This window comes from Psychroserpens sp. S379A (genome assembly GCF_049800755.1).
Taxonomy (GTDB): domain Bacteria; phylum Bacteroidota; class Bacteroidia; order Flavobacteriales; family Flavobacteriaceae; genus Psychroserpens.
In genome coordinates, this window is sequence record NZ_JBNAFQ010000002.1 from 23,128 (window position 1) to 47,613 (window position 24,486).

The window sequence follows — 24,486 nt, forward strand, 5'->3', positions numbered from 1 at the left end:
ATAAATAGCCTTAGAAATCATTATACCAATTAAACAAATCGGTTCTAATACCAACATTAAACCAAGCAGTGTTTGTATTTATGGCTGTTCCTGTATCTTTTTCAGGACTGTAATTTCTAAAAGTTGCATTAGCAAACAATCTTAAATTACTAACAGGATTAATAATATATCCTGCTATTACATCTGCCTGAAATACATTAGTGGTATTACCTTGCCCAACCGTTATTCCAACATTACCAACTCGATCATTTTCGGTTCTAAATATATTTCCTCCATAGTTTGCAAAATCACTTCCATCATTAAAATCGAAACCACGCTTACCAAAAATAAATTTAGCATCTGCAAACCAACGTTTGTAATTATATCTTCCAATTAATATGGCTTCACTAAAATTGGCTCCCCAAAGATGTCCCATTGGCTGATTGTTATGAGCATAGTTTAACACGATTGAATTGTGTGAATAGGTATAAGGTCGAACTCTATTATATTCCACCTGAAGCATTAAATTCTTTACTTTGAAAGCATCAAAGTATTTAGCACCTATTTGATATCCAAACTTGTTTTTCCAACTTTTATTCCCTCCAGTGATATCATCAAGAGAAAATTCATCAAAAATAAATTGTCCGTAAAGATTTACTTTATTATTCCACTTATATTTAGCCGAAAGACCTATAATAGCATTACCAGCTTCTGGTCCTGTAGAAAACTCAATAGCTCTATAAAAAATCACTGGATTAAGATAATTAATATCGAATCCTCTATCGTTAGAATCTATCCACATTACAGATTCAAACAAACCTACATTTAAGCGTTTAGAAACATTCCAACTCAAATAATGATTGGCCATATATTTAGTTAAAAAGGCATCATCTTCAGTAGCTTCTGGTCGCACATCTCTTAGCCACATCCATGTGCTTGTGTATTTAATTTTCCAAAACTTAGTATTTATTTTCAAAAAAGGATAAGGACTCGCAGCATCACTTTGTAATAGAGATCTATACCCATCACCTATAAAATTTTTACCATGACCAAATTGAACATTTAAAAAACTACTAGGTGTATATGACAAATAACCTTCTGCTACTGGATAATCGTAAGCATTTTTTTTAAATCGTTTAGCAATTCCTCGACCTGGTATTATTGCTGGGTCTGATCCTGATGCTTTTAAGCTCTCAGCATAAGCATTAAAATATTGAGCAAATCGTCCTTGACTTTCATAAACTGATGCTGAAAAATTAAACTTTTTGCCAAGACCACCTTGAAGTCTAATCCCTCTCGTATTATTAAACGTTGAACTAAAATCTGCTTCAGTATCTTTACCTACCTGTAAATCGAAAATTGGATCTACAATAAACCAATAATTTTTGCCTTGAACAGCAATAAAGTTTTCATTCCATAATTTTCTACTTAACCATGTATCAGTTCCTTTAATTAAGGCCTCTTTTTCTGCTTTAAAATCATAATACTTCACAACTTCATCATACACAAAAGGCTTTGCTGCTGTATGACTATTGGTTCCTAAACCATTCATTTGCTGATCAAACTTGGCGTAATAATTATGAGTAAACGGAATGTTTAGCTGGCTTTGATATTCAAGTTTTTCATATTTAGTAGTATTAAGATTAACACTATCAAATTCGTTACTTACTAAGTCGTTTAAATCTACAACCTCTTTTACACTTGGTAATGGTTTAGCTTCGGCAGATAAAATTTCAGGATTTACAAGAGGTATTTTTATATTTAATGAATATTGAAAGTAGGTAGGTTTACCATTATAAGTTCCTGGTGTAACTTTAGATACATCTTCAAAAACACGCTTAGCTTCATCTTTTAGTTCGTTATATACTGCATCGATGTAAAGGAGGTTTATTTTACCATCTTTATCAACTTCAAAAAGAATCTTTATATCTCCATTATAAGCATCGTCACTAACAATTTGTGGTACTTTAAAGGTGTTAAATATATGCTGATTGAGCTTATTGTTAAAACATACTTTAAGCGCTTCAATTGGTTGATCTTCACATCCAGGAAATATTGGTGGCTTTTCGTAGGTTTCAATAGTTTGTGCATTTAAAAGACCTATACAAAAAGTAAAAATAATAATGCAGCATTTTTTCATAAACAAGGGATGCGTTTTAAATGCTGGAAAGATACTATTTTTTTCAAAAGTGATAACAAAACCAGTATAATACATTTTTAATATAAAAAAAGCCGTTATCTATATAACAACGGCTTATATCTTATAAATACTTGCTGATTATCTAACTTGAAACTTAATTGGCAAATTATATATTACTGAAACAGGCTCATTTCGTTGTTTACCTGGTATCATTTGAGGAATTTTATTTACCACTCGTGTTGCTTCATTCTCTAATTGCTGAAAGGGAGCTCTTGTTTTAATTTCGGAGATTTGACCATTCTTATCAATTTTAAATTGAACATTAATTTTTTGAATGCCTGACAAACCTAAATTACTTGCGATATCTGTATTAAATTTTCTTTGAATTAATTTACCGAGTTTTTTAGACATGCACTTTACACGTTCGCTATTAGTTGACGCTTTTTCACATCCTGGATATATAGGAACCACTTCAACATTAATCATACTGAAAGGTTTTTCAATTTCTTTAGGTTTATCAAAATCTTCAATACTGTTTACTGGAACAGGTTTATTTAACACCTCTGGTTTGACTAAGTCTATCGTTTTTTCAACAATTACCACATCATCGTCTACAACAATAGGTGGTTTATCTGCTAATTTTTGAGTGCTTTGCTTTACTTGTTTCTTGACGACTACATCAGGTTGTACAACATAGTTTTTAACAACAATGTCTGTAAAATCATCATTAAGTGCAACTTCAGGAATAACAAATTCTTTCTTTTCAAACTTCATTTCAAACAAACCATAAGTGCCTAACAAACACAGAATAAGTCCTATTTGAAAATAGAGCGTTGAGTTTTTTCGTAAATTTGCATCATGCTTTTGTGATTTTTGCACTTTAGCATTGCTCTGACCAGCAATACTGTGCGTTTTTTTAAAACTTTTCATAATACTAAAATGTTAATGTTAATATTATGATAAAATCACAATAAGCATACCAAAGTAAAAATCCCATCTAATTAATTAGATGGGATTTTGAATATATAATCTATTTAAAAATAAACTAGTCTTGCACTTGAAATAAAATTGGTAACGAGTAAGGCACTGTTACTGCTTTTCCTCTTTGTTTTCCTGGTTGCATTTTTGGAAGCAATCCAATAACACGTTTAGCTTCTTTTTCTAAACCTGGATGAGGTGCTCTTGCTCTTACATTAGTAATATTACCGCTTTTATCAATCTTAAAAATAACGCTAATTCTCTGCTTTCCAGACAAACCTAAATCGCTTGCTAACTCAGTATTGAACTTTCTATTTACAAATTTCGCAATTTTATCAGACATGCATTGCTTTTTAGCATTGTTACCTTGTTTCTTTTCACAACCTGGAAATATTGGTACATTTTCAATAACTGCGAATGGGATTTCAAGATCTTCTTCGACCTCTTCTACTTCAACCTCTTCTACTTCAACAATTTCTTCTTCTTGATCGGTTTCAGTAGACTCTATAACAGTTTCTTCAATTTCTTTTTCATCTTCAACAATTTCAATTTCCTCTGGTACTACTGGAGGTGGAGGTGGAGGTGGAGGTGGAATTATTTCTTGTTGCGTGATTGGAACTTCTTCTTCTAATTCATCATCAACATCGACCATTCCAATATCAATATTAGATTTATCGTATGACTTATAATTAATAGTTAAATAAGTTAGCGTCATCATTAACGCTAAACCTACTGCAAAATAAAGTGATGCATTTCTGCTCACATCTGATTTTGGATTTTTCTTAGGTTCCATATCTATCAAGTTATTAAGGTTGCTAAATTAACCAAAAATAAGTTAAAAAAGCAAGCTATTATTTATTTTAACGCTAGTTTGTTTTTAAATTTTTGTAGTAATATCATCACAACTACAGCTCCAACAGTATTAGCTAAAACATCATAATAATCTGGTGTTCTAAAATCTGTTACTATGGCTTGTAAAGCCTCAATAATAATGCCATAAATAATTGCAATACTTGTTGAGAGTCCAATTTTAGGTTTTACAGTTGTTGTTCTAAAATAATTAAACAACACCAATGTAAGAATGGCATAGGCTAAAAAATGATAGATTTTATCATCAAATGAGAATCCTAATTTTGGAACTCCACTAACATTGCCTAAACTTCCTATTGTAAGCACAATAAGATAAGCCAAAACAATTGGTAACGACCAGCGTTTAAGCACCAATGATAGCTTTGTAGTCATCTGCTGAAAGCAAACTTTCTATCTCAGAAGCATCAGAAAATGTCATTTTAATCATCCATCCTTCTCCATAAGGGTCTGAGTTTACTTTTTCAGGTTCATCTTCTAAAGCCTCATTAAATTCAGTTATTTCTCCTGATAATGGTAAAAATAAATCTGAAACTGTTTTAACAGCTTCAACTGTTCCAAAAACTTCTTCAATATCAAGCGTTTCATCAACAGTTTCTACTTCAACATATACTATATCACCTAGTTCACTTTGAGCAAAGTCTGTAATTCCTATGGTTGCAGTATCTCCTTCAATTTTAACCCATTCGTGGTCTTTAGTGTATTTTAAATCTGATGGTATATTCATTACTATTAGTGGTGTTATTATGTGTTTACAAAAATAATTTTTTTGATTTAATTGTTGAACTAATTTCCAAAATTATATCTCAATGTAAATCCTGAACGTATAGTGGTTTGCGGAAATGCTGTAGATATTTCGTACTCAGAGAATGTATAATCAAAATAGAAAATAGCTGTTAAGTTTTTAGAAAAGGCATAATCTGCTGCAAATTTAGCTCCCCAAATAGTTTGACCTTGAGTAATTTGGTTGTTATCAATATCTAAATACCTAATGATTGTTTTATTATTTCTAACTGAAACATCAGCCTTTAAATTTAAATCACTCTTAATTATTCTTCTAGGTCCAGCTAATTTAGAACGAATTCGAACATCCTTAATACGATAGCCTAATCCTAAGATATACTCATTACCTTGAATTTCTGTTAACAGGTTATTATCAAAACTCAACGATAAAATTCTATCTTTCTTCATTTCGGCCAATATTTTTATTGAATTTTTCATTTCAAAATCCAATCTAAATAATGGGCTAAATTGTTCTTCTAAGTTAATATTACTAAAAATTGTTTCATTTTTAAAGTTTCCTGATTGGTCTGTTACTTTATCTAGTTCTTGATCTTCATAAGCCACTCCTGGTTGTAAGTCTCCTGGATTTAAATCTAGATTTGATCTAAACTGGTTGATTGTATATGCCGATCGATAACCATGTGTGATTGAGAAACGTTTAAAGTTCTTTTTAAACCATTTCATTTTCATGAAACCTGTATATTTTAATTGCCAGTTAGGGATTGGAATATCTCTAAATGCCGACAATCCTATTTTATCTGCTTTCTGCCCTTTGTATGCTGCTAAAAATGCTGGTAATAAAACCGCTTGATTATTTTTACCAAAACCTAAAGGATACCCTTCGCCATCTGTAGCATAGTTATCTGAGCCATAAAATTTTCTTGCAAGACGTTTTGCAACAATTAATCGGTTTGATCTGAAATCGTCAAAAGCTTCAGATTGTGTTTCATCACTTTTTTGAAAAGCGGTTTTGATTAAAGCAGTAGATATACTAAAATTACCAAATGAATTTGTTAGTAATTCATTGTATCTATCACTTAATCCATCATCATTTAAATCTGATGTATTAAAGTTTTGCGTAAGATTCTCTGAATAAGTTCTATTACCAGTAAGATCTATTTTTAAATCTTTGATTAGTTCTACATTAGCAGATACATCAAGAATTTTTGTAGTGACTTCGGTATATTGCTGATTAAATTGATCGTATATGGTTAACCAACCATTTCGAGCTGCCTTGTCTCTAATATTTGCTTGACTACCAAATGTAAATCCTAAAGATGGTTTAATTGTTCCTAAAAACCCTGGAGTTGGTAAGTAACCTGGTAAAAATGTACCATTGTTTTCTGAATAATTAATCTGAATTCGTTTAACACTAGTGGCTAAATCTATAGCTCCATTTAAAATTCTAGTTCCTACGGGAACTTTACTCTTTTTAGAGCTTCCATTTGCATCTGTAGGATCATTAGAATCTTTACTTTTTTGATCTAGTTTACTATCTTTAGATTTAAGTCCTTTAGGCAGAGCTCCACTTCGTATACGTCCACCTTTAGCTCCTCGAATAGGTTTTTTTACAAGCCCAACATACTTGTAAAGGTTCTCCATATTTAATGTTGAATTGATATTATGTGTATTTGCATTTTGAATGGAGTTTCCTAAATTATAGAGTCGTGTTCTTGTTAATCCATTTTCATCGGTTACCTCTAATGGAATATTATCATTTAAATCTGATCCTTTTTGCCATTGAAAATCTCCAGTATACGAATATGTGGCTCTTAGAAAGCTAAACGTTGGAATTTTATACAATGGAATTTCATAATTAAGTTGAAGCTGTTGATTTTGAATATTTGGGTCTCCTAAATCAAAGAAGCCATCCCAAACATCTAAGTTAGGATCTTGTCTCCCTTTTAAATTATCATCAATAAAATAGTTTCTTACAATATTTGAATTAGAAGCTGTAAAGTTTAGACTTAGCGCTTTAGTTAAATTATAATTTATAACATACTGAAAGTTGAAATTATAATTTCGTCTGAAGAGTTCTTCAAGACCAATATTACCATCTGCTAAATCAACTTCTCTAAACTTTTGTTTGTTAAATTGCCTAATAATATCAGTATTTACAGAAAAGCTTGTTGGAATCGGATTGAAATTAAAGTCTTTAAATATCTTCCAATATTTTCCTCTAAACAAAGAATCGTTCTTCTTAAATGGCTCAATGTTTTTTGGTTCAAAACTATAGTTATAATTAACTCCTGCTCTGATGTTTTGTTCTAAAGAATTTTCGATTTCAAAATCTCTATGTTCAGTTTTATTGTACGAATAATTAAACGTTAAGTTCTCTACATCGTAAAAACGTGGTTTCTTTTCTGTTGTTCTATTTTTTCTAACTCCAATAAAGTTGATGCTTTGTCGCTTTGTATAACTTTCATTGACATTTAGTATAGAATCCTTATTATTGGTATTATCTAATTGTGTTTCTAGTTTTATATCTCTATAAAACTGATCGTATTCGGGTGTTATTACTTCTTCTCCAATACCATAATTAAATGGGATTTGTATACCCCATTTTTTTGGCAAAAGTTGTCCTAAATTCATATTAGTAACAACATCATATTGTTGAACGTCTTCTCTACTACGTTCGTTAGGTCGTTGTTCCACTGAGCCAAACCCAATGGTACTCTTTCTTCCTGTAGCACTAATATCTGCAAAATCTGCAAAATTTGCATCAACTGCTGCTACTGCAGCCCAACCACCTTCATTGTCTAAATCGGATAAACGAAGCTCATTAAACCACGCTTCTCCACAAATATTCAAGCCTGTATTATCTGGATTTTTAAGCCCAACCATCAATACTCTTACATCTCCAAAATTTGGATTTCCTTTAATTGCTACTCTTTGTTGACCAATTGTGTGAGGATCAAACTCATCAACTTCAGTTAGCTGACCATCAACTAAATTATAAAAAGTAGGATCTTCATTAGCTAACGTTCCATTAGCAATTCCAAGTGATTTTATTTGTTCTAGAACACTCAGTTCTAAATTAATTTCGTTAACCTCTGGCCATATATTTTCGGCAGAAGCCACACCAGAAGACACTTGTAATGGTACTTCAATTTGATAAAAATTTTGAGTAAAGTCATTACCCATTCGGATAAAACCAACCATATCTCCATCGCCTAAACTACCTGTTTCACCTTCTTCTGCGTGTATAAACATACGTAATTTGTTATACTGACGCATATCTATATTAATATTTTTAAAGACACCTCTAGAGTCTCTTGGTTCTAACTCACAAACTTCAACCTGTAACGATTGTTCATTCTGCCTAATAATGTTATTATTGTTGTTAAGCTGTTCAAGTTCTACTCCTGGAGGTAACACATAATTACCATCGTTTTCTTGAAGTCCAACTACACCAACGCTTAAATCTGTATTATCGTTATCATTATTTGGTTCGTCATCAAGGCTTAAAGTATATCGCCTCCAATCACTTCTTACCAAGTCTAAAGTTGCAAAACGTAAAACTCTTGGTTGCTGAAAATCTGTTAAGAATAATCTTGCAAATCGAATAGATCGAACATCTGTAATACCACCAATAGCATCAGAAGGATTTGAAATTGGGATTCTAAATTGATACCATTTCACTTGGCGTTCTTCTCCATTTGGAAGTGTTACATTCCTAGTTTTAGTGTCATTAATTTGAGGATTTGCAGTTCCAAGAGCCAAAGAGGTTGGTGTGATATCTATTTCATACTGAAAATAACTATCAATCGTATTCATTGTATTATCTCTGTTGATATCCTCAACATCTGGCTGTGCAGTAGAACCTCTATTGGTATCTGAAAATTCATCTGGAGTATTTCCTTGTAAACCATTGTAACGCTTATAGCGTTCAAAAATATCTCCATCAGTATTTAAGTAGTATGTATAATTATCATTTGCTGGGTCTAATCCAAAATCCGCTCCAGTAACCGTTCCATTAACCCTTAGAACTGCCTCTTCGTTATCATCATAGCCATCATAACCAACATCTTGGTTAGTTCGTTCTTGCCCAGTTGTCGAAAACGTATAAATCAACGATTGATTTCTAGGTACAACTGTGCCATAACTAGTTGCTATTAAATCACTAATATCTCCATTTTCAGGAAGTCCATTTTCGTATTGTTTTTTACCATCTTTTAAAACATCTTCTGAGATGTTACCTAAGTTTATGAAAAGTTTTCCTCCTTGAGCTGGTGCAGTGTCATCTAAGAAAGGATCTTGAAGCCAAAAATCAATATATTCTACGTTAGCTTGTTCAAAGTCTGTAGAAGTAATTTGTCTTGTAATACCTGCCCAACTATCATTAGCATCAATAGTTCCATCTATAGCATCTGGATCAAAATTATAAGGCCCTCTTTCGGTTGGGTAATATGCCAGATCTAAAGAGTTAATAACAGTTTGTTGCCCTTGAGCTACATCAACTTCAGGAAACACTTCATCAATAAATATTCGTCTTGTATATACATCTGATACGTCGTCATCTGTAATTCCTCCAGGTCTTTGGTTGCTATAAAAAATTGGATCAATGGTATACCAGTTCAACATGGCTCTATCAAATCCATTTTGCAAACCATTTTCATCTTCGTCATTAAATCCTGGATAAGATTTTCCTAATTCTCTTGGCCTACTTGATAACACCCAAGATTGAGGTGACAATAAATTTATTGCGCCTTGAGTCCCTTCAAAATCATCAACATAGGCTGTTGCCTCATTATTAAAATCTGTTCCTTTAGGAGCTCCAGGTTTTAAATATGCAAATTCACCTCTAACAGATAAATTTGAAGGCACATCTGTATCAACATTTGGAAGTTTATTAACTAATCGAGTAAAAAATGGAACTTCGGTAGAATAGTTTCCATTAAAGCCAAAAATAGTATTGTTTATTGGTTCGGTATTATAATTAGCTTTTTGAGTAATTGGTCGCTCATTAAGGTTTAAAAACGTTGCTCCTAAAACAAAATTCTCATTGAATTGGTGTTCAACATTAACTCCTGAAAAACGCCTAGTTTGTTGCCCGAAAACTGCATTGTTTTCTACGGAAACATTAATTGGTATGTTTGATGCTTTTAATGCTTCGTCTAAAATTTGCACACGTCCAATTTGATAATTCACTGTATAATCGACACCTTCAACTAAAGTACGACCACCAGCTGTAACTACAACAGAACCTCTTGGCACATTAAAAGCTCCAAGAGGAATACCATCACTTCCAGAAGATTTATAACGTCCTTTTATTTGAAATTTATTTTTTTCAGCTTCATCTAATGCTGCTGTTTTAGTTTGCTTATAAAGAATATCGTAAACATATTTTTCTTGATTTATGTTTGCGTAAGTCTCTTGCTCGTAATCGACTTCATTATTATTTGCGTTACCATCAGTATCAAGAATATCAAAGAGGTAACGACCAAATGGTTCCACTTTTGTAAATATAATTTTACCATTTTGACTTAATACAGTCATGCCTTCAACGTAGTCAAAAAAACCATCACCTCCAGCTTGTGGATCGTTATTAAAATTTAGTCGATCTAAATGAAATAAGCGAATTAAAGGTGTGTCTACAATTTGACCATCATCTGAAGTATCAAAAGGTGAATTATTATCAAAAACAGGGAAAGGTTCAATGATATTACCATCCTCATCTTTGACAGGTGAAATATAATTTAGAGGAGACGCTTCAGTATAAAATATATTTAATTTAAAATCATCCTTCTCTAATTGAAAAGCACCTGTGTCATAAATATTTTTCATCATTAAGTCCCAAATCGGTTGATCGACGTTTGTAATAGGACTCTTCAGCATTTTAACAACTAAACTTTGCGTAGAACCATCGGCAACTGTGGCATTATCATTAATTCCGTCTCCATTTAAATCTACTCCATTATCGATTACACCATCGCCATTAACATCTGCATCAGCAGCATCATGTATCCCATCGCCATCAGTATCTGTTCCATTATCTGGAGTTCCATCACCATTAGAATCAAAATCAGCATCGGCATCATTAGGAATGCCATCTCCATCATCATCATTATTTGTTGCTGTAGAATTAACTCCATCATTAGCAAATTCACCAACCTGATAGACTTCTCCACCAATCGTATATTGGAAAGCTACTGCTAAAATTTCATCGTTTAAAAGTCTTTGATTAAGCGAAATATAACCTAACTGTTGTTGTAACTGATAATCGGTTCCTTGCTGTAATTTTCTAGCGTTTTCTAGTTTCCCAAAATCAAACCCTTCGTTGGCATTTAATGTTGAATTGATTCCTTGACCAGCCGTTGTAACATCTCTTATTAAAAGGTTTAATTCTGAACCAGGACCACCTATATTAGTTGGGTCAAAGTCATTATTCCCATTATCAGGAGGCTGATTTGCACCAACATTTACAAATCCTGATGGAGGATTGTTTAAACCTATAATATCAGATTCTCCTAGATCTTGTAAGGCCACAACATTTCTAACATTATTGGTTTGATTACTTCTATTAGTAACCCAAACTTCAATTCTCGTGATCTGGATATTATTACTTATAAACGGGTAACGAAGCATAGCTTCGTCATAATTATTTCTAAAATATTGAGAGAGGAAGAAGTGTCTATTTTCATCATAATCCCTTGCAAAAAACTCAAACTCTTCAAGTGTTCCTCCTCCTTGAGCTGTTACAGATTGTGATTGCGAACGTTGTTCAGAAAATATGGCTGTCACTCTTGTTTTTCCAAATTGCAATTCGGTTTTTACACCAAATAAACTTTGAGCTCCTGTTATTAGTGAACTATTTAATGGCATAGACACATTACCAACTTCAATTTTTCTAACGATATCATCTTCCGTTGGAGTGTACTCTAACTTAACCAAGTTTTGAAAGTCAAAAGTAGATTCGGTATCATAGTTTGCTGTAACTTGCAATCTTGTTCCAACTTTACCAAGTAAACTTAGACTAATACGTTGATCGAAATCAAAAGTAAAATTACTTTGGTTTCTCGGAGAGAATGTAGGGTTTTCTTGCTTGGTAAACAAAATTCCCAAATCCATCTCAACAGAACCTTGAGGAATAACTTCTATAGTGTTACCTCCAAAAATGGTTTCAAAAAATCCTGAATTGATATAAAATTCTGGCAGTAAGTTTTTCTGTTCATCTTCAGTTCCTTCTTTCTTACCATCTGCAGCATCGATTTTTTGCTTGTAGTACAATTGTTGCTGCTCTTGCAATACTAATTTTTGATATTCTGCAGGTGTTAATATGATTGGATAGTTAATATTGAATTTTCCAACCGACTCTGTATAAATGTAACGATCTGTAACTGGATCGTAAGTATATTTTGAAACAATACTTTGCGGATTAGGCATATTCATGTTTCCTAATGAGAATCCTGTTTTTGGAGTAGACGTAGTATCTTGCGTAGTTGGCGTTTGTTGAGCTAATGTAATTGTGCTCACCAACATCAAAATTGGAATTAAGATAACACGTTGTAAAGATTTAAGCAAAGTATAGTTAGTTGTTGTAATCAAATTTATAAATTTTTTAATGCATCCTTAATAAGGGTTTCTACATTTGCATCTGGTTGTTGAGACAATAATTTATCTAAAACACGTTCGGATTGCTTTTTAGCAAATCCGAGAACTTCTAAAGCAGATAACGCTTCATCTTTATTTGTATTGTTTGTATTAACAGAAACTTCATCGATATCATAAACTTTTAAAACTTTATCTTTTAAGTCTAAAATAACTCTTGCCGCAGTTTTAGCTCCAATTCCTTTGATAGATTGAATTAATGCCACATCTCCATGAGCGATACCTTCTTTAACTTGTTGAGGAGATAATGAAGACAACATGGTTCTTGCTGTGCTTGCTCCAATACCACTTACTGATATTAAAAGCTTAAAGATTTCACGTTCAGAAACTGAAGAAAAGCCATATAAGGTATGTGCATCTTCTCGCACAATTAAATACGCATACAACTTTAAGTTTTCTTGATCGGGAATTTGTGAATAAGTATGTAGAGATATGTTTAATAAGTAACCAACACCATTGCAGTCTATAACAACATCTGTTGGGTTTTTCTCTACTAATTTCCCCTGAATATGCGTAATCATTTACTAGCTTAGGTTAAAAGCTCAAATGTAATAAAATTATTTACATTTTTGAGATGATGTTTTGCTAATGTTTTAGGCGTTCTCTTTCTAGTTTTCCCTTTTGCTGTGCATCTATAACAGCAATGGCTGCCATATTAACAATTTCATCTACACTAGCATCTAATTGCAAGATATGAACAGGCTTACGCATTCCCATCATAATTGGACCAATTGAGTCGGCTTTATTCAATTCCTTTAAGAGTTTGTAAGTAATATTTGCAGATTCTAGATTTGGAAAAATAAGTGTGTTCACCTTTTTACCTGCAAGTTTAGAAAATGGAAAAATATCTTGAAGCATTTCACTATTAAGTGCAAAATCTGTTTGCAACTCTCCATCGACTAATAAATTAGGGTGACGCTTATGTAAATATTCAACAGCCTCTCTAACCTTAGTTGCTGTTTGGTTTTTTGAAGAGCCAAAATTTGAATATGATGTCATTGCCATTACAGGCTCCATACCAAACATACGAACCACTTTAGCAGTCATTTGAGCAATTCGTGTTAAGTCGTTTGCTGAAGGATTAATGTTGATTGATGTATCACTCAAAAACATTGGTCCGCGTTTTGTCATCATCACATTCGTGGTTGCAATACGAGTAGCTCCTGGTGCTAAACCAATAAGCTCTAACATAGGTTTCACTACAGAAGGATAACTTCTTGAAAACCCAGTAACTAAAGCATCTGCGTCACCTTCATTTACCATCATAGCCGCAAAATAATTACGTTCACGCATTACTTTTTTAGCCGAATACAATGTTACTCCATGACGTTTTCTGTTCTTCCAATAAACTTCGGCATATTTGTTTTTACGTGTTAATTCTTCGTCAGACTTTGGATCGATTATCTCTACATTGGCATCAAATTCAATCTCTTCCATAAGTTCTAAGATAGCATCCTTTCTTCCTAATAGAATAGGAATAGCTATCCCTTCATCATAAGTAAATTGTGCTGCTTTAAGAACGTCTAGCTGATCTGCTTCGGCAAAAACGACACGTTTCGGATTTATTTTAGCACGATTGTGAAGTAAACGTACAATCTTATTATCAGAACCTAATCGCTGTAACAATTCTTCTTCATAAGCATCCCAATCTTCAATAGGTTCTTTACTAACACCACTTTCAATTGCTGCCTTAGCGACTGCTGGAGGCACTGTTGCAATAAGCCTTGGGTCAAAAGGTTTAGGAATGATATAATCTCTTCCGAAGGTTAATCTAGTTTCGCCATAAGCAATATTTACTTGCTCAGGAACAGGCTCTTTTGCTAATTTTGCTAAGGCTTTAACGGCTGCCATTTTCATGGCTTCATTAATTTTAGTTGCTCTTACATCTAAAGCACCTCTAAAAATAAATGGAAATCCGAGTACATTATTAACTTGGTTAGGATGATCACTTCGTCCTGTAGCCATTATGATATCATCTCTAGTATCGACAGCGAGTTTATAATCTATTTCAGGATCTGGATTTGCCATGGCAAATACTATTGGATTTGCTGCCATTGTTTTAAGCATTTCTGGCGTCACGATATCTGCCATTGATAAGCCAATAAACACATCGGCATTTTTCATAGCCTCTTCAAGTGTATCAATGTTTCGACCTGTAGCAAATTCGGCTTTTTGAGACGTTAGGTTGTCACGATCTTTTCTAATCACACCTTTGCTATCAAGCATCACCATGTTTTCTCGTTTCGCACCACAAGCTTGGTACAATCTAGAACATGAAATTGCTGCTGCTCCAGCTCCACTAATAACGACTTGTACTTCGTCAATCTTTTTTTCAGCAAGTTCTAAGGCATTAATTAAAGCTGCTGCAGAAATGATTGCAGTACCATGTTGGTCGTCATGCATGACAGGAATGTCAAGTTCTTCCTTTAATCGTTTTTCAATTTCAAAAGCTTCAGGTGCTTTTATGTCTTCAAGATTAATACCACCAAACGTTGGCGCTATATGTTTTACTGTTTGGATAAACTCATCAATATTTTCGGTATCTACTTCAATATCGAATACATCAATATCTGCAAAGATTTTAAAGAGCAAACCTTTTCCTTCCATGACAGGTTTTGAAGCTTCTGGACCAATATTTCCTAAGCCTAAAACTGCTGTTCCGTTAGAAATCACAGCTACTAAGTTTCCTTTAGCAGTGTATTTATAAGCATTTTCCTTATTTTTTTCGATTTCTAAACAAGGTTCTGCAACACCAGGAGAATATGCTAAGGACAAATCTCGTTGTGTCGCATATTTTTTTGTTGGAATGACTTCTATTTTTCCTGGTTTAGGTTTAGCGTGATATACTAAGGCTTCTCTTCTTTTGCTCTGTTTGCTCATGGAATTGTGATTTAAATCAAAAATTCAACTTGAATAAAAACTAAGCTACAAATGTAACAGTTTTATAGCAAAAGGAATTTCAAAAGACTCTTTTTTAAAAATAGATACTTTATTTTTACTCAATACGTTGTAAGAATAATCAACTACTATTAATAAAATGAAAAAACTCATTGTACTAATTGCATTATTTGCCTTAAAAAGTTATTCGCAAAACAATTCGTTTACCATTCTAGATTTTAATACAAAAGCACCTGTTGCTTTTGCCAATATCATTTTTGATAATGATGTTTACAGTGGCACCATTTCTGATATTGATGGTATATTTAGTTTTCCTAAACGGGTTCAAACGATTAGCATTAGTTATATTGGCTACGAATCTAAAACTCTTGAGGTTTCTAATTTAACTTCAAAGATTATTTTTCTCAAACAAAAAGCAAGTGCTTTAGATGAGGTTGTGATTACAAATACTGTAAATCCTGCGCATCGCATTATTAAGCTTGCTGTTAAAAACAAGGCGTTAAATAATCCTGAAAACCTAAGTGCTTTCTCTTATCAATCTTATGATAAAGTTGTTGTTGATGCCGAAGACATGAAAGTTGAAGAAGACTCTTTAAAAGAAATAGACAAGTTTTTAGAACAATCGTACTTGTTTATTACCGAAACTGTTGCTAAACGAAAGTACCTAAAGCCAAAGCTTTATGAAGACAGCATCATTGCTACCAGAAGCTCCGGATTTAAAACACCAAATTTTGCTTTTTTAGCCAATACCATTCAACCCTTTTCGTTTTACGAAGACTATCTTTCTTTATTTGAAACCGATTATTTAAATCCGATATCTAAAGGAAGTACCAAGAAATATAAATTTAGACTTCAAGACGAATACCTTAGAGACAAGGATACCATTTTTGTCATTTCGTTTGAACCGAATGCTAATAGAAATTTTGAAGGATTAAAAGGACTTATCTATATCAATTCTAATAATTATGCAGTTCAAAGTGTTGATGCAACGACCTTTAACTCTGGAAAAATAGAAATGACTATTCAACAGAAATATAATCTTATAGATAATAAGCATTGGTTTCCAGAACAGTTAAATTTTCAGATTACTATTGGAGAACAATTTGGACGTATTAAATATGTTGGTAAGAGTTATCTTTCAGAAATTGAACTCAATACACAGCTAACCAAAAAAGACTTTGCTGTATTACCTATCGGAATTCAAAAAGAGGCAACAAAAAAAGATCGTTTATTTTGGAATGCTGCAAGGCATGATTCGTTAAACACTAAAGAAATTCGAACCTATGTTGTAGTCGATAGTATTGGAGAAAAACTCAAGTTTGACAAACTTCTTTCGTACACTGAAAAAATAGCTAAAGGACGATTTCCTTTAAAATACATTGATCTAGATTTATCTAAAATTATTAGCTACAACAAACATGAAGGTGTAAGACTTGGTGCTGGTTTTTATACCAACGAAACTGTATTTAAGCACGTTTCGATTGGAGGATTTGCAGGATATGGTTTTCAAGATTACGAATGGAAATATGGTGGCTCGCTCTTAATTGACGTGCCAAGTAAAAAGGATATTAAAATACAATTCAAATACGAAAACAATTTAAAAGAAACTGGAACTTCATTTACTAAGCATAATCTGTCTTTATTTAATACGCGTAGCGTTTTAGCTGAACAAATGGACCAGATAAAAGCCTTTAGTTTTAAAACCAAAATGAAGCTTTACAGAAATATTGATTGGTCTATTGGGTTGTATACTTCGGAAGTGGTTCCGCTTTATAACTATCATTTTAACTCTAATTCTAAAACCATTACCAACTATACCAATTCTGAAATACACATTGGCATTAGTTATTTTGTAAACGAAAAATTAAACAATGTCTTTAATGCTATCACACGACTAGAAAGTGACGATCCTGTTTTAAATCTAAACTACTCTAAAGGTTTAAGTAACCTTTTTGGAAGTGATTTTAACTATCATAAAATTCAGTTTACATTAGATCATAGCTTTAGAATAAAAGCTCTCGGAAAAACCACATATCGATTAGATTTAGGGTATATTGATTCATCTATTCCTTACGGACAATTGTTTACTGGTGAAGGTAGTTATGACGACAACTTCCCTTATGTGTTTCAAAATTACTTTCAAACCACAACGCCTTATGAGTTTTTATCTGACAGGTATGCGCACTTGTTTACCAATCATAACTTCGGAATGTTACTTAATAATAAAGGCTTTTTTACTCCTGAAGTTGTATTACATAATAACTTTGGCATAGGAGATTTATCTGAAGCATCTAACCATGAAAATATTGCATTTAAAACTAAAGAAGAGCTCTTTTTAGAAACAGGTTTAGAGCTACGAAATATTATTAAAATTAATTATTTAGATCTTGGCTATTTAGGTGTTGGTGCTGGAGGCTTTTATCGTTACGGATTTCATCACTTACCAGACTCTAACGATAATTTTGTATTTAAGTTCGCTATGGGCTTTACGTTTAAGTAGTTTAATCTTTAATAAACTTAATATTGCGTTGTAAGCCTTCAAATTTGGTACGCTTTACTGCCGATTTTTTAAACACTTTATTGAACGTGTCTTTAGTAATCTCTTCCCAATCTTTTTTGGTCATCGACAATAATTCTGGATGCGGATTGAACAAGGGTTCGCTGTGTGGTTTTGAAAACCGATTCCACGGACAAACATCTTGACACACATCACAACCAAACATCCAATCGTCAAATTGTCCTTTAAACTCTGATGGAATATTGTCTTTGAGCTCAATCGTAAAATACGAAATGCATTTACTGCCATCAACCACATAAGGTTCGGTAATCGCTTCTGTCGGACAAGCATCAATGCATGCAGTACATGTTCCACAATGGTCTGTGGTTGGTGTATCGTATTCTAAGTCTAAGTCGATAATTAATTCTGCAATAAAATAAAACGAACCGACTTGTTGCGTTAATAAATTACTGTGCTTACCAATCCAACCTAAACCCGATTTTGCTGCCCAAGCTTTATCTAAAACAGGAGCCGAATCTACAAAAGCGCGACCATGTACCGCTCCAATTTCTTCTTGAATAAAGTGCAGCAAGTGTTTTAGTTTATCTTTAATTACAAAGTGGTAATCGGTTCCGTATGCGTATTTAGATAGCTTATAGCTTTCAGGATTTTGAATTTCCGAAGGAAAATAATTGAGTAATAACGATACCACACTCTTTGAACCTTCGACCAATTTTGTTGGATCTAAGCGTTTGTCAAAATGGTTTTCCATATAGCGCATTTCGCCATGTGAATTATTCTTCAACCATCGTTCAAGTCTAGGCGCTTCGTCTTCTAGAAATTCAGCTTTACTAATCCCACAAGACAAAAAACCGAGGCGTTTAGCTTCGGCTTTAATCATTTTTGAATGTTTAGCTTTATTCACAATCAAATTTAAAACATTGTTAGTAGATAGCAATATTTTTTTTGATTGTAATAATCTTTCCGTTTAATCACATCCCATATCTATTGAAGATTCTTCATCAGCATTAGGAAAACAATTTCCTGTTGGTAATTCGGTTGGTTGATATCGTTGAAGGTTATTATCATAAAGAGCAGTTTCTAAGAAAGATGTAATATAATTTACTTCTACTTCAGATAAGTTTAAAGGCACAAATAAAGGTGATATTAATTCTGAAGGTACATTTGAATTTTCTTTTACAGCTTGATTTTTATAAGTTATAACAGCTTTAATAGTCTCTATACTTCCACCATGACCAAAAAAGGAAACATCTTTTAAATTATATAATTGAGGTGTTTTAAATTTATAATCATCTTCTAGATTTCCTGTAAATCCTCCACGTCCTTTCTTAGTCGCTTCATCAACACTATTAATAACATCATCGCCTTCAAGGTCTTTCATTCCTAGAGCGTAAAAATCCATTCCATTTAAACCTGGACCAGAATGACACGAATAACAATTAGCTTTTCCAAAAAATAGCATTGCTCCTTTGGTTTCGTTAGCATTCATAGCATTTACATCACCTCGCAACCAATTTTGAAAAGGCGCTTGGTTTGGTAAGACCGTTCTTTCATAAGCAGCTATTGCTAAACCAGCGTTTAATTTTGAATAGCGTTCTTCTAAAGCTATATTAGGAAAAGCTTCATCGAATAAATCTTTATAATCTGAATTTATAATAAACGTTTCATCAATCATAAGTCGATGCACATCTAAGCCTGCAATGGCTTGAATTTCTACACCTTCAAAACCCAAATTATTAACTTCTTTAGGTGTACCTATCGTCCAATTTGCTTCAGTGCCTTGATTAATTCCAGTGGCTCCAAATTGCCCATTCCAAAGCATAGCTTCTTGGTAAGCAACATTGAGTATGCTCGGACTTCTTATTGGCTGAATATCTAAATCGGCATCTTGATACATTGGATTTTTATGACGTGTTTCTCCAAAAAGCCCAAATCCCATTCCACCTTCACCAATACCTTGCTTTATTCCACTTTGAAATCCTGCTTTAGCATGATGACAACTTGCACAAGAATAGGTATGCATTCCTTCTTCCATATTAGGAAGTTTTGCAAGTCCTGTTTCATGAAATAACAGTTTTCCTAAAGCTACTTTTGCTTCTGTTATTGGATTATTAGGATCACTTGGTATTGAACTAAATTCGTTTGAATATGGTAAAATTAATGCTTCTTTAGATCCATAAAGATCTACTAATCGTTGCTCAAGAATATTCTCAATTGGAACTTGAACATAGTCATCGTCTGAAGCACAAGACGTGCTTACCATTAACAATATTACAGGAAAAAACCTGCAAATAATTTTAGAAAGTTTCATGTTGATTGGTTATAATTGTTCAAGAAAATTATGAAGTCTTATTTAAAAGCATCAAAAAAATAGATGAAATCCATTTTTATCAGACAATCATAAAACACTGACGATAAGACGATTAATAATCAAGCTAAAAAACTAAGATTCATTTAATTATTAGTTCTTGGTTCAAACTTTAAAAAAGCATTTTTAGGCTTTAACGTAATTAATGGCGTGATTTCAATAGTATCAAACTCTGGACTAATTCTATATTTTGAGATCAATTCACTTACGGCAATTATCATTTCAAACATGGCAAAATTATTGCCAATACATTTTCGTGGTCCAGCTCCAAACGGAAAATATTGAGATGAAAATTTACGTCCACCTTCTTTAAACCTTTGAGGTAAAAAAACTTCGGGCTGTTCCCATAAATCAGGATGTCGATGCATTTCATACACTGAAAACAACAAATTAGAACCTGCTTTAAAATGCATGCCATTGAAATCATCTGGAGACAGATTAACGCGATCAATAAAATACGCAGGAGGATACAATCGCATTGATTCTTCTACGACTTGCTGGCAAATTTTAGAAGCCATAATTTGAGTCATTACATCTTCCGTTTGCTGTTTTATGTCTATGTATTCTTTGTAGATGTTTTCTTGCCATTCAGGATGCTTTGCCAACAATTGAAACGTAAAGGTCAACGCATTTGAAGTGGTTTCATGACCAGCTGTAAACAAAATAAGAATTTCATCTATAAGTTGTTCTTCTTCCATAAAACTACCATCATCATATTTAGCATCCAACAACATATCTAACAAATCATTTTGCTTAATATTTGATGCTCTTCTCTCATTGACAATTCTCTTTAAAATTTGTCTTGCTTCTCTTGTTAACTTCAAATGTTTATCAATTGTACCACTCAAAGAAAACCACCAACCTAAATAAGGCTGTCGCAATTCTTTTACCAACATTTTTTGAGCAGATTCGGTAATGTATTGAAGTCTATCAATATCGTTTTGATTTGCAGCACTACTGAAAAGTGATTTCACAACCGTTTGAAATGCCAAATCATTTAGGATTGGAAAGATATCAATCACTTTATTGGTATTGATTCTAGAATATTCTGAAAGAATAGCTTTTTTAATAGAATCTAATAAGTTCTGAAGCTGTTTTTTATGGAACGCTGGTTGGATAAGCTTACGTTGTTTTCGCCAGTGTTCACCTTCTGAAGTGAGCAAACCTTTACCAACATATTTTGCTAAATCTTCGGTTTGAATCTTAGACTTGACATAGTTTTTTTGATTTTTCTGAAGGACATATTCAGCTAAAGCTGCATCTCTACAAAAAAAGGCTTCTGTATTGAAACCTATTTTCAACCTAAAAACGTCACCATGTTCAATAAAATTGTTATGATGAAATGGCAATGGGTTTTGGAGTATTTCTAACGAATGTTTAATGAAACGGTTTAGTGAAACTGTAGGTATTTGCTTTTCGCTACTCATTTAAAACAAACCTCCTTGTGTTGGGCCTTTAATTTTACCTAAATGCTTATATGCTTGTTCTGTAACTTCACGACCACGAGGTGTTCGCATAATAAAGCCTTGTTGTATGAGAAAGGGTTCATAAACCTCTTCAATAGTTTCAGGACTTTCGCTTACTGCAGTTGCGATCGTTGTAATTCCAACAGGACCACCTTTAAACTTTTCGATAATGGTTTCGAGGATTTTATTATCCATTTCATCTAAGCCGTGTGCATCAACATTAAGTGCCTCTAAAGCGAATTTTGCAATTTCAATATCAATACTTCCGTTTCCTTTTATTTGTGCAAAATCACGAACACGACGCAATAATGCATTAGCAATTCTTGGAGTGCCTCGACTACGACCTGCGATTTCCACAGCAGCTTCCATTGAAATAGGAACGTTTAATATAGACGCACTTCTTTGCACAATGGTTGTTAGCAATTTAGTGTTGTAATACTGTAAGCGACTTTGTATCCCGAAACGTGCTCGCATTGGAGAAGTCAACAATCCAGAACGTGTTGTTGCACCAACTAAAGTGAATGGATTTAAATTAATTTGAACTGTTCTAGCATTAGGACCAGACTCAATCATGATATCGATTTTATAATCTTCCATGGCTGAATACAGATACTCTTCTACTATTGGGCTCAATCGATGAATTTCATCAATAAATAGTACATCACGTTCTTCTAGATTGGTTAATAAACCTGCTAAGTCTCCTGGCTTATCAAGTACAGGTCCAGAAGTCACTTTTATTCCTACATTGAGCTCGCTCGCTAAGATATGTGCTAATGTTGTTTTACCAAGTCCAGGAGGTCCATGAAACAAAGTATGGTCTAAAGCTTCGGCTCTTCCGTTAGCCGCTTGAACAAAAATTTGAAGGTTTTCTAATACTTGATCCTGACCTGTAAAATCATCAAAAGATAAAGGCCTTAACTTTTTTTCTACATCAAGTTCTTCAGGAGAAAAGTTATCGTTTGTAGGATCTAAGTTTTCGTTCATAATCTATTAATTAGGTACTGAAACGAGTTCAGTATATAAGCAAATATAAACAAAAAGCCTTTCGAAATTAACGAAAGGCTTTTCAATATTTTATTTAGACTTTTAATGCTGAAGTTCTTCTTCTCCATCTTTTAATGGGATGTTTTGAGGAACAAAATCTTCATCATGTCCAGGTTTGCTATAATCATAAGCCCATCTGTGTACGTGAGGAATTTCGCCTGGCCAATTTCCGTGCATATGCTCTACAGGAGCAGTCCATTCTAAGGTTGTTGATTTCCATGGATTTTTAACAGCTCTCTTTCCGTAGAAAATAGAATAAAAGAAATTCCATAAATATACCAATTGGAAAATACCACCAACGATTGCAAATATTGTAATCACAACATTAGCATTAGCTGTATCATCAAATAATGGGAAATTCGAATTTGTATAATAACGTCTTGGTAAACCAGCCATTCCTATAAAGTGCATTGGAAAAAACACACCATAAGCACAAACTGCAGTAACCCAAAAATGTAAATATCCTAAGTTTTTATTTAGCATACGACCAAACATTTTAGGGAACCAATGATAGATTCCTGCAAACATTCCGTAAAGTGCAGAGATACCCATTACTAAGTGGAAATGCGCTACGACAAAGTATGTATCGTGAACATTAATATCTAAAGCACTATCTCCTAAGATGATTCCTGTTAAACCTCCAGTGATAAATGTTGACACAAAACCGATTGAAAACAGCATAGCTGGATTCATCTGCACATTACCTTTCCAAATAGTCGTAATCCAGTTAAAGGCTTTTACTGCTGAAGGTATTGCAATTAATAAGGTTGTAAATGTAAATACAGAACCTAGGAATGGATTCATTCCTGAGATAAACATATGGTGACCCCAAACTATTGTAGATAAAAATGCAATAGCAAGTATAGACATAATCATGGCACGATATCCAAAAATAGGTTTACGTGAATTAGATGCCATAATTTCGGATACTAATCCCATTGCTGGTAGAATTACAATATAAACTTCTGGGTGACCTAAGAACCAAAATAAATGTTCGAATAAAACTGGTGAACCACCTTGATAGTGTAATACTTCACCTTGTATAAATATATCAGATAAGAAGAATGATGTTCCAAAGCTTCTATCCATAATTAATAATAAGGCAGCAGATAATAATACTGGGAATGAAACAACACCAATTACAGCTGTTACAAAGAAAGCCCAAATCGTTAACGGAAGTCTTGTCATAGACATTCCTTTTGTACGTAAGTTAATTACTGTAACGATATAATTTAATGATCCTAATAATGAAGAAGCAATAAAGATAGCCATTGATACTAACCATAATGTCATTCCCATTCCAGAACCAGATTGTGCTAATGGTAAAGCCGATAAAGGTGGATAGATCGTCCATCCTGCAGCAGCTGGTCCAGCTTCAACAAACAATGAAATCACCATAATCACACTAGACAAGAAGAATAACCAATAAGACACCATATTAAGGAATCCTGAGGCCATATCTCGTGCTCCAATCTGCAACGGAATTAAAAGGTTACTAAACGTACCACTCAATCCTGCTGTAAGAACAAAAAATACCATGATGGTACCATGAATAGTTACCAATGCTAAATAAATATCTGCATCCATAACTCCTTCTGGAGCCCATTTTCCTAATAAAGCTTCAAAAAGCACATTAGGTTGCTCTGGCCATGCAATTTGCATACGGAACATGATTGACATCAAAACTCCAATGACTCCCATAATAGTACCAGTAATTAAGTACTGTTTAGCAATCATTTTATGATCTTGACTAAATATATATTTAGTTACAAAAGTCTCTTTATGATGATGTCCATGATCGTCGTGTGCGTGAGTATCTGCGTGTGCTGACATA

General features: G+C 33.2%; 14 protein-coding genes. 1 reads left to right on the forward strand and 13 read right to left on the reverse strand.

Features of this window, described 5'->3' with window-relative positions; all coding sequences use genetic code 11:
* Positions 1-10: 10 nt before the first annotated feature.
* The 8 genes from ACP15M_RS04965 to ACP15M_RS05000 form a co-directional block, all read right to left on the reverse strand.
* The gene (locus ACP15M_RS04965) at positions 11-2,119 is read right to left on the reverse strand and encodes a gliding motility protein RemB (protein WP_425076082.1); all 2,109 of its coding nucleotides are present in this window, start codon (positions 2,117-2,119) and stop codon (positions 11-13) included.
* A 138-nt stretch (positions 2,120-2,257) separates the two neighbouring features.
* Entirely contained in the window at positions 2,258-3,049 is a 792-nt protein-coding gene (locus tag ACP15M_RS04970) for an energy transducer TonB (RefSeq protein WP_425076083.1), read from the reverse strand.
* A gap of 115 nt (positions 3,050-3,164) precedes the next feature.
* A complete protein-coding gene (locus ACP15M_RS04975; RefSeq protein ID WP_425076084.1) occupies positions 3,165-3,890 on the reverse strand; it encodes an energy transducer TonB in 726 nt (241 codons plus the stop codon).
* 62 nt (positions 3,891-3,952) lie between these two features.
* Positions 3,953-4,339: a VanZ family protein gene (locus tag ACP15M_RS04980; RefSeq protein WP_425076085.1), complete on the reverse strand. Its 387-nt coding sequence runs from the start codon at positions 4,337-4,339 to the stop codon at positions 3,953-3,955.
* The gene (gcvH, locus tag ACP15M_RS04985) at positions 4,311-4,691 is read right to left on the reverse strand and encodes a glycine cleavage system protein GcvH (protein WP_425076086.1); all 381 of its coding nucleotides are present in this window, start codon (positions 4,689-4,691) and stop codon (positions 4,311-4,313) included. The genes ACP15M_RS04980 and gcvH overlap by 29 nt, the downstream gene beginning before the upstream one ends.
* A 59-nt stretch (positions 4,692-4,750) precedes the next feature.
* Positions 4,751-12,292 (reverse strand): cell surface protein SprA, encoded by a 7,542-nt coding sequence (sprA, locus tag ACP15M_RS04990; protein WP_425076875.1) that lies wholly within the window; start codon positions 12,290-12,292, stop codon positions 4,751-4,753.
* Positions 12,293-12,297: 5 nt separating this feature from the next.
* Positions 12,298-12,879: a Holliday junction branch migration protein RuvA gene (ruvA, locus tag ACP15M_RS04995; RefSeq protein WP_425076087.1), complete on the reverse strand. Its 582-nt coding sequence runs from the start codon at positions 12,877-12,879 to the stop codon at positions 12,298-12,300.
* A gap of 64 nt (positions 12,880-12,943) precedes the next feature.
* Entirely contained in the window at positions 12,944-15,238 is a 2,295-nt protein-coding gene (locus tag ACP15M_RS05000) for an NADP-dependent malic enzyme (RefSeq protein ID WP_425076088.1), read from the reverse strand.
* Between the two features lie 157 nt (positions 15,239-15,395).
* Between ACP15M_RS05000 and ACP15M_RS05005 the strand changes: the two genes are divergently transcribed.
* Positions 15,396-17,756: a DUF5686 family protein gene (locus ACP15M_RS05005; protein WP_425076089.1), complete on the forward strand. Its 2,361-nt coding sequence runs from the start codon at positions 15,396-15,398 to the stop codon at positions 17,754-17,756.
* A 1-nt stretch (position 17,757) separates the two neighbouring features.
* Here ACP15M_RS05005 and queG read toward each other — a convergent pair whose 3' ends face one another.
* From queG to ACP15M_RS05030, 5 genes are all read right to left on the reverse strand, one after another.
* Positions 17,758-18,654 (reverse strand): tRNA epoxyqueuosine(34) reductase QueG, encoded by an 897-nt coding sequence (queG, locus tag ACP15M_RS05010; RefSeq protein ID WP_425076090.1) that lies wholly within the window; start codon positions 18,652-18,654, stop codon positions 17,758-17,760.
* Between the two features lie 87 nt (positions 18,655-18,741).
* Entirely contained in the window at positions 18,742-20,085 is a 1,344-nt protein-coding gene (locus ACP15M_RS05015) for a cytochrome-c peroxidase (protein ID WP_425076091.1), read from the reverse strand.
* A 143-nt stretch (positions 20,086-20,228) separates the two neighbouring features.
* Entirely contained in the window at positions 20,229-21,569 is a 1,341-nt protein-coding gene (locus tag ACP15M_RS05020; RefSeq protein WP_425076092.1) for a cytochrome P450, read from the reverse strand.
* Positions 21,570-22,592 carry a Holliday junction branch migration DNA helicase RuvB gene (ruvB, locus tag ACP15M_RS05025; RefSeq protein ID WP_425076093.1) on the reverse strand — a complete coding sequence of 341 codons (1,023 nt, stop codon included), beginning with the start codon at positions 22,590-22,592 and terminating at the stop codon, positions 21,570-21,572.
* Positions 22,593-22,694: 102 nt separating this feature from the next.
* Positions 22,695-24,485 (reverse strand): cytochrome c oxidase subunit I, encoded by a 1,791-nt coding sequence (locus ACP15M_RS05030; protein ID WP_425076094.1) that lies wholly within the window; start codon positions 24,483-24,485, stop codon positions 22,695-22,697.
* Between the last annotated feature and the right edge of the window lies 1 nt (position 24,486).